Source organism: Paraclostridium bifermentans, assembly GCF_964259345.1.
In the GTDB taxonomy this organism is placed as follows: Bacteria; Bacillota; Clostridia; order Peptostreptococcales; family Peptostreptococcaceae; genus Paraclostridium; species Paraclostridium bifermentans_B.
In genome coordinates, this window is record NZ_CAXVJR010000017.1 from 1 (window position 1) to 7,069 (window position 7,069).

The following is a 7,069-nucleotide window of genomic DNA, read 5'->3' on the forward strand; positions in this document are numbered from 1 at the left end:
TCAATAGGAGAAATATGTAACATACTTTGTGGAACATACTTAACAGCAATATCTGATATGACAAGTTTAAGTATAACACCATCGATACCATATTTTAGTGTAGATATGGTTATGGCAATAATGAATTTACCAGCTTCATTATATGGAGAAGTTTCAGATTCTATTTTATGCATAGAAACTGATTTCTTTACATTAGATAAAGAAGTAGAAGGAAAATACTATTTTATACCAAAAGTAGAATCGTGTAAAAAGCTACTAGCATCATTAGGACTTGTTGACTAGGAGTACATATATGAAGAATATAACAGTGGGTATAGCAGAATTTAATATTGTAAAAGCACCAGATAAAATAACAACAATAGGATTAGGATCGTGTTGTGGAATAGTATTGTATGACGAAAGTAAGAAAATTGCAGGGTTAGTTCATGTTTTGTTATCTGATTCAAAGTGTGACAAAACCTTATTGAACAAGGCTAAATACGCAGATACAGGAATCAATTTATTATATGAAGAAATGAAAAAAGCAGGAGCAAATCCCATGTATATAAAAGCTAAGTTAGCAGGAGGAGCCCACATGTTTAGTTTTAAAAATAGTGATAATAGTATATTCACTATTGGGCAAAAAAATGTTAAAGTTTGTAAAGAAACATTAGCTAAGTTAAGGGTTCCTATCGTTTCTGAAGATGTATTAGGAACTTGTGGTAGAACTATTACTTTTGATACGCTTACAAATAAACTTCGTATAAAAAGTGTTGGGAAAGGCGAAAAACTTATTTAAGAGGATGGTGTATTGTTTGTGAGTGCAATAATAGAGAACAAAAATGAAGACACAATAGAAAATAAAATAGATGATTTATATATGGTATTTGTAATAAATGATAGAAAGTATGCACTATCATCAAAATATATAATTGAAATTATTGAAATGTTACCTATAACTAAGGTTCCGTTCTTGCCTAAGTATATGAATGGAATAATAAACTTAAGAAGTACAATTATTCCAATTATGGATGCTAGAATGAGATTTGATATGGAACCTATAGAGTACAATGAAAGAACATGTATAATTATTATTGAAAATAATGAAAACAAAATAGGATTAATAGTTGATGCAGTAAATGAAGTTATGAATATCGCTCCAGATAAGTGTATGAAGATGGATTCTAGTAAATGTAATGGAGTTTCGAACTTTATAAAAGGTGTTAGTGAAATAAATAATGATGTTCAAATGATTTTAGACTGTGATTCATTATTAGAGATTGTTGAGGACAGAAAAAATGGAATTAACGAATAAAGATTTTGTACGATTAAAGAATTTTATGTATAATAATTATGGAATAAATCTTGAAAAGAAAAAAACACTGATAGAAACACGACTAGTATTAATGATAAAAAGATTTGGTTTTTCAGATTTTAAAAGTTATATAGATAACTTAATGTGTGATAAAACAGGAGAACAAGCAGCAATATTAGTGGAAAAGCTAACAACTAACTTTACATATTTTATGAGAGAAGAACAGCACTATGAATTTTTAAAAAATGAAGTTTTAATACCAAACCTAAAAAAGCCAACAGTAGGAGGGCTTAAAATTTGGTGTGCGGCTTCATCTACAGGAGAAGAACCATATTGTATAGCTATGTTAGTGCAATCAGTCTTAGGAAAATATCCAAGGTTAAAGACATCTATAACAGCATCAGATATTTCAAATAATGTATTAAAACAAGCTAAAGCAGGAGTTTATTCAGAAAGTAAGATATCTAAACTTCCGCAAGTATGGGTTAAAAATTATTTTCAACAAATAAATAATAGAGACTATGCGATTAAAGATGAAATAAAAAGGTTAGTTGAGTTTAAATATTTTAATTTAAATGATACAATAGGATGGAATAAAAATTATCATGATGTTATATTTTGTAGGAATGTTATGATTTATTTTGATAACCCTACAAAACAAAAGCTGTGTAAAAGATTGTATGATTCTCTTAAACCAGGAGGATATTTGATAATAGGTATGTCTGAAAATTTATCAAATTTAGATACAGAATTTGAACGTGTTAAACCATCAGTGTATAGAAAGAAAATGAAGTAAACAAAATGGAGGAAATAGTATGAAAAGAGTATTAATAGTTGATGATGCAGCATTTATGCGTATGTCTATACGTAATATGCTTGAGAGCAATGGATTTGAAATAGTAGGAGAAGCAGAAAATGGAGTAATGGCAATAGAAAAGTATAAAGAATTACAACCAGAAGTTGTAACAATGGATATAACTATGCCAGAAATGGATGGACTAGAGGCTTTAAGAGAAATAAAGAAGATAGATCCAGCAGCATCAGTAGTTATGGTATCAGCATTAGGCCAAGAAGCAAGAATGAAAGAAGCAATTATATATGGAGCAAAAGGGTTTATAGTAAAGCCATTTAAAGAAGAAATAATAGTATCTGCTTTAGCTAAATTATAAAATAACTAAATTAAATATTTTTCATATAAAATAATAAAGCCATAAAAGAAATGAAGTTAAGCGTTTCTTTTATGGCTTTATTAATTTTAAAAATTAAATTAAATTTATAATTAAATAAAATATAAAATCTAAAGTATCTATATATTTATCCGTATAAAAAACTAGAAAGATATTTAAATTGATAAGAATTTAAAAGTAAACATAAACAATAGTTAAATACTAATCAATGTTGTTAATTGTATACTTAATTAAACTTAAAATATATGGAATAAAAATTTAGAAATTAAATTACTAATTAAGATTTATCTAATCAATATGAGTTTAGATAAAAACATAAATCAATAAATTAAGGGGAAAAGTTGAAATTGTATTAATTATGTAAGTAAATAAAAACTATAATAAATAATTTGGGGAGGAATTTATATGAAAAATTTGAAAATTGGGAGAAAGCTTACTGTAGCTTTTGGGATTTTGCTGTTAATAACAGCATGTACTAGTTTTTATACAATATCTAAATTAAGAAAGGCTGAAACATTAAGTACGCAATTATTTGAAGGTCCTTATCAGTCAACAAATCAAACTATGAAAATTAGAAGGGACTTAGTTTCTATAGGAAGAAATATGGGAAATGCAATTCTTGAACATCAACCTCAACACTATGGAAATATAGTTTTAAGTGATTTTGATAGTATTGATAAAAATATTGATGGACTTTATAAATCTTTAGGTGAAGATAATCAACAAATTAAAGAGTTAGAAGATGCAATAGATAATTTTAAAAAAGAGTTTGAAAAAGTTCAAGCTGCTATGCTTCAAGGAGATTACAATAAAGCAATAGAAATAACAGCGAAAGATACTCCATATTGGGGTGTATACAACAAATGTGTTGAAACTTCATTAGCCCTGAATGAAGAGGCAGAAGCTAGTGGAATTGACTTCCATAATCAAGTGAAAAAAACATCTACACAAGCAACTACTATTGCTATAGTAATTAGCACAATTACTATAATAGTGGGTATAGCTATATGTATATATATAACAAAGCGTTTAAAACAACCTATTGAAGAAATAGAGGAAGCAGCAAATAAAATGGCTGATGGAGATTTTGATATAGAAATTGAATATGAATCAAAAGATGAATTAGGACTTCTATCAAACAGTATGCTTCAAATGAGCAGCAATATTAAAGAAATTATAAATGATACTGTTAGAGTATTAGGAGAAATTGCAGCTGGAAACTTTGATGTACAAACTCAAGCTGAATATATAGGCGTGTTTAAAAATATAGAAGAATCAGTAAATAAAATAACTTATGATTTAAGTGAAACAATGTCACAAATTAGTATAGCTTCAGATGAAGTTGGAGCAGCATCAGAACAAGTATCAAGTGGTTCTCAAATGTTGGCACAAGGAGCAACTGAACAAGCTAGTTCAATACAAGAATTATCAGCTACTATTATGGAAATATCAGATAAGATTAAAGATACTGCAGAAAATTCTAAAAATGCTAATGACTTAACATTAAACTCAGCTTCTCAAGTTAAAGAAGGTAATGAGCAAATGAAACAAATGATAAAAGCTATGGAAGAAATTTCATTTACATCTAATGAGATAGGTAGAATTATAAAAACAATAGATGATATAGCTTTCCAAACAAATATATTAGCATTAAATGCAGCGGTAGAAGCTGCTAGAGCAGGAGAAGCTGGTAAAGGGTTTGCTGTTGTAGCAGATGAAGTAAGAAATCTAGCTGCAAAGTCGGCAGAAGCTGCAAAAAATACTGCTACATTAATTGAAAATTCAATAGAAGCAGTTAATAAAGGAACAGAAATTGTAGATAATACAGCTGAATCGCTTCAAAAAATTATAGATACAACTAATCAGACTACTACATTAGTAGATGCAATAGCTAAAGCATCTGAAGAGGAAGCGGATGCAATATCACAAGTTACATTAGGTGTGGAACAAATATCAAATGTAGTACAAACAAACTCAGCAACATCAGAAGAAAGTGCGGCCGCAAGTGAAGAACTAAGTGGACAAGCACAAATGCTAAAATCACTTATAGAGAACTTTAGACTAAAAGATATAAATGAATTAGATAGAAATATAAATTTCAATAGTGATGAAGCAAACTATTTTAGTATGAATGAATTTTAATAGTACATATAAGTATTTTGTAATTTATGAGTAAAAAATGGAAGCTTCTATGCTTCCATTTTTGAAAGTTAAATATAAATAACAGATAAATATAAAGGATGTATAAATCTATTATATTTTTTAATAAAGGAGAAAAATTATGAGCGGAATGGATTCTTTAAATGAATTTTACGTACAAGAAAATATGCAGCTACTAGAACAACTAGAAGAAATTCTACTTGTAGGACAATTAGGACAGCCTGAAATTGAAGAGATTTTCAGAGCAATGCATACAATTAAAGGGTCTTCAGCTATGATGGGATATGACAGTTTAACTAAGCTTACACATAGTATAGAAGATGTATTTGATGAAATTCGTAATGGACGTGAGTTATCGAGCAATAAGTGGGAAGAACTTATTGATGTTGTACTAGCTAGTATTGACTTTTTAAAAGAAGAAATATTAAAGGTACAAGATGGATTGTTTCCTGATGCTAGTATAGATGAATTACATGAAAGAGTTTCAAAACTACTAGTTGAAGATGATATTGAAAATGAAAATAGTAATAATGAATTAAATACAGAAGTACATGAAGAATGTAAAAGTGAAGTTATCACAAAGGAAGATGGAGACAACTGTTTTTGCGTAAAGATATTCTTTGAAACTGGATGCGGAATGGAAGGTATTAGATCACTAGGTGTAGCGACGATGATAGACAGTATATGTTCGTTTATAAAAACCATACCAGAAGATTTAGAATCAGATTGTGATGATGTTATAGCTAAAGATGGATTTACTTTATATATAAAAACAAAAGAAGATTCAGATTCTATAAAGCAATGCATTTGTGAAACAATGTTTTTAAAAGATTTTGAAGTAACAGAAGTAACAGATGAAAATGAATTAGAAAGCATGTTTGGAATAGTAAAAGAAGAGAATGCTACTGAAGAAGTTAAAGAAGAAATAGTAGTTACTAAAGAAGAAATAAAAGATGAAGTAAAACAAGAAATAGTAGCTGAACAAAAAGCTGAGGAAAAAGAAGTACCTGTAGAAGAAATAAAAAAAGATATAAATAATAATGTAAAAGTTAAAAAACAAAATGAAGAACAAAGCCAATCACATAATCATAACAAAAATAGTTACTTAACTGTAAATATAAGTAAAATAGATACATTAATGAATTTAGTTGGAGAAATTGTAACTACTGAATCTATGGTAGAAAAACAGTCTCAATTAGAAAATTTTGATAGTGATAATTTTGAAAAACAAGCAAGAAGATTACATCAATTAACTAATGAATTACAAGACGTAGTAATGTCTATTCGTATGGTACCTATTTCATCAACTTTTACAAAGATGCAAAGAGTTGTAAGAGATATGAGTAGAAAAACTGGTAAATCAGTAGACTTAAAATTAATAGGTGAGCAAACTGAAGTAGACAAAAATATTTTAGAAAATATTTCAGATCCACTTATGCATATGATAAGAAACAGTATGGACCATGGAATAGAAACTCCAGAGGAGCGTAAACAAACTACAAAACCAGAAAAAGCAACAGTTACACTAGAAGCAAAGAATACTGGTGGAGATGTAGTAATAGTAATAAAAGACGATGGTAGAGGATTAAATAAAGAAGCTATCATAAAAAAGGCAATAGAAAAAGGAATAACTAACAAAAGTATAGATGAGATAAGTGACAAAGAAGCATATAACTTCATACTAGCTCCAGGGTTCTCAACTAAAGAGGCTGTAAGTGAATACTCTGGAAGAGGAGTTGGTATGGATGTTGTTTATACAAATATCCGAAAATTAAGAGGATCTATAACTATAGATAGTGAGTTAGGAAAAGGAACAATGTTTATACTTAGAATACCACTAACACTAGCTATAGTAGATGGAATGAAAGTTAAAATTGGAAATGAAATATACATAATACCTTCGTTAAATATAAAAGAAGTATTTAGACAAGGGTCTTATGAAATAGTTAAAAATCCAAATGGAGAAGAACATAGCATAATAAGAGGAAATTGTTATAAAATTCGTAGATTGTCAAATATGCTTGAAATGAACAATACAAATTCAGATGAAGGAGTTATGATCTTAGTTGAATCTGAGATGGGTAATGTATGCATTATTGTAGATAGTATTATAGGACAACAACAAGTAGTAATTAAACCTGTACCTCCATTATTAACACAATTTAATAAAGTTCATTCTTATATATCAGGATGTTCAATTTTAGAAGATGGATCAATAAGCTTAATATTAGATGTAAATACAATTATAAGTAATCAAATTGTATCTGTTTAATATAGTTTAAATGCTTATAAGAAAGAATTAGTTAACATAAAGACAATTAACAGTAAAATCTAAATAATAGATAGAAAGTAGGTACATATGAAATTTGAATGTGATAAATTAAATGTATTTAGAGAAATTAGCAATATAGGATCAGGAAATGCATCA

The 7,069-nt window shown here is 28.2% G+C and carries 7 protein-coding genes; all 7 read left to right on the top strand.

The window, feature by feature from the left end:
• Positions 1–282 (top strand): chemotaxis protein CheC (locus tag ACEXNK_RS17375; RefSeq protein WP_373601449.1); only part of this gene is annotated, 282 nt, incomplete at its 5' end.
• 10 nt (positions 283–292) lie between these two features.
• The gene (locus tag ACEXNK_RS17380) at positions 293–778 is read left to right on the top strand and encodes a chemotaxis protein CheD (protein ID WP_373601450.1); all 486 of its coding nucleotides are present in this window, start codon (positions 293–295) and stop codon (positions 776–778) included.
• An 18-nt stretch (positions 779–796) separates the two neighbouring features.
• Entirely contained in the window at positions 797–1,294 is a 498-nt protein-coding gene (locus ACEXNK_RS17385; RefSeq protein WP_373601451.1) for a chemotaxis protein CheW, read from the top strand.
• Positions 1,278–2,090, top strand: coding sequence for a CheR family methyltransferase (locus tag ACEXNK_RS17390; protein WP_373601452.1), 813 nt, complete (start codon positions 1,278–1,280; stop codon positions 2,088–2,090). Before ACEXNK_RS17385 ends, ACEXNK_RS17390 begins: the two co-directional genes overlap by 17 nt.
• Before the next feature lie 19 nt (positions 2,091–2,109).
• Entirely contained in the window at positions 2,110–2,463 is a 354-nt protein-coding gene (locus ACEXNK_RS17395; protein ID WP_373601191.1) for a response regulator, read from the top strand.
• 423 nt (positions 2,464–2,886) lie between these two features.
• The gene (locus tag ACEXNK_RS17400; RefSeq protein ID WP_373601453.1) at positions 2,887–4,623 is read left to right on the top strand and encodes a HAMP domain-containing methyl-accepting chemotaxis protein; all 1,737 of its coding nucleotides are present in this window, start codon (positions 2,887–2,889) and stop codon (positions 4,621–4,623) included.
• Between the two features lie 139 nt (positions 4,624–4,762).
• Positions 4,763–6,913: a chemotaxis protein CheW gene (locus tag ACEXNK_RS17405; protein ID WP_373601454.1), complete on the top strand. Its 2,151-nt coding sequence runs from the start codon at positions 4,763–4,765 to the stop codon at positions 6,911–6,913.
• Positions 6,914–7,069 lie beyond the last annotated feature (156 nt).

What these genes read in the sequence shown, in the direction of transcription:
- ACEXNK_RS17405 (WP_373601454.1), top strand. Translation starts at nt 4,763, where the DNA reads ATGAGCGGAATGGATTCTTTAAATGAATTTTACGTACAAGAAAATATG.
- ACEXNK_RS17390 (WP_373601452.1), top strand. Translation starts at nt 1,278, where the DNA reads ATGGAATTAACGAATAAAGATTTTGTACGATTAAAGAATTTTATGTAT.
- ACEXNK_RS17395 (WP_373601191.1), top strand. Translation starts at nt 2,110, where the DNA reads ATGAAAAGAGTATTAATAGTTGATGATGCAGCATTTATGCGTATGTCT.
- ACEXNK_RS17400 (WP_373601453.1), top strand. Translation starts at nt 2,887, where the DNA reads ATGAAAAATTTGAAAATTGGGAGAAAGCTTACTGTAGCTTTTGGGATT.
- ACEXNK_RS17380 (WP_373601450.1), top strand. Translation starts at nt 293, where the DNA reads ATGAAGAATATAACAGTGGGTATAGCAGAATTTAATATTGTAAAAGCA.